Here is a 1374-nt window from a genome sequence, read left to right as displayed (position 1 = left end):
TGGTATTCCAATGGGATTGACACATATTGACGGCATTGTAAGTGCTCCTCCTTCTATTGAGCCGATTTTCTTTAAATTCCAATGGGAACATATATTTACTAAAGAAATGGTAATAGTAGTGTTTACTTTCTTGTTTGTAGATATGTTTGATACAATCGGTACACTGGTGGGAGTAACTACTAAGGCTGGTATGGTGACAAAAGAAGGAAAGATTCCTCACTTGAAACAAGCATTTTTGGTAGATGCTGTTGGTACAACGGTAGGTGCTATGTTGGGAACCAGTACAATTACTACTTTTGTGGAAAGTGCTTCAGGAGTAGGTGAGGGTGGACGTAGCGGTCTGACAGCTTTTGTTACAGCTGTTTGTTTCTTGCTTGCTTTGTTTCTTGCTCCTTTCTTCCTGGCTGTTCCGGGGGCTGCTACTGCTCCGGTACTGATTCTGGTAGGATTGATGATGATGTCTTCTATCAAGAAAGTTGATCTTACTGAGTATTCGGAGGCTATACCTGCATTTATATGTATTATCTTTATGCCTTTGGCTTATAGTATTTCTGATGGTATTGTATTGGGAATGATAAGCTATGTGCTGATAAATTTATTATGCGGAAATTATAAGAAATTGACTCCGGCTATGTATATTTTGTCGGTTATCTTTGTCTTTAAGTTCTTTATGTAGAATCTAGTTTCTCTCTGTTTTAAGGGAGAGATAGCTTTGATAGATTAATATAAAAAGCATGTGAAATAAAAGTCTTCAGGCTTTGTTTCACATGCTTTTTTGATAGTATGCTCGGCATGAGTATTAGCTAACGGGTGCAAGTCCCCAATGAGCCCTAATAGCGGGAATCATACAGCCAATAGCAAGGGTGTCCATCGTGAGGTGGAATCTGAAAGAAGCTGGCGGCAAACATCTGGTCTGACGAACAGAAACTTCATATAAGGCATAAAAACCGTGGGTAAGGTTGCTATCCAAACCAAAGCCCTATAGCTATTCGGAACGGTTAATGTAGATGAAGCAGACATAAGATTGAAAGTTAATACCCTTATCCGAGGAGGTCTCACGGACGCATGAAAATAGAAAAAATCGAAATCAGCGGAGTAAAGCTTGCCGTGAGAAGTCAGCAGAAGTCATAGTAGCAAACGAGCCGATAGGTTTGCGAAGGACTGAACCTAATAATTAAACGATAGTAATTGAAACATACCTAATGAAAGAACGAATGCAGAAAACATTATCCGAAGTTAATGACTGCCCTCAAAGAGATAGGTCGGAAACCGAATGGTATGAGGGAGTGCAGACTTTCATGTGGATATGTGAAGACAACATCGTGGAAGTACCATTTCGACAAGGAACACCATTTTTGAGCTAATCCTGAGTCC

At 39.9% G+C, this 1374-nt stretch carries 1 protein-coding gene and 1 pseudogene; both read left to right on the top strand.

All coding sequences use genetic code 11. The features are described from left to right. On the top strand, positions 1-676 hold a 676-nt coding region (locus BACCOP_RS00380), incomplete at its 5' end, for an NCS2 family permease (RefSeq protein WP_007564736.1). Positions 677-1202: 526 nt separating this feature from the next. Further along, positions 1203-1350, top strand: a pseudogene (locus BACCOP_RS21500) (group II intron reverse transcriptase/maturase); the annotation flags it as partial. Positions 1351-1374: the final 24 nt, after the last annotated feature.

The organism is Phocaeicola coprocola DSM 17136 (assembly GCF_000154845.1).
Taxonomy (GTDB): Bacteria; Bacteroidota; Bacteroidia; order Bacteroidales; family Bacteroidaceae; genus Phocaeicola; species Phocaeicola coprocola.
This window is presented reverse-complemented; position numbering and strand designations above follow the sequence as displayed.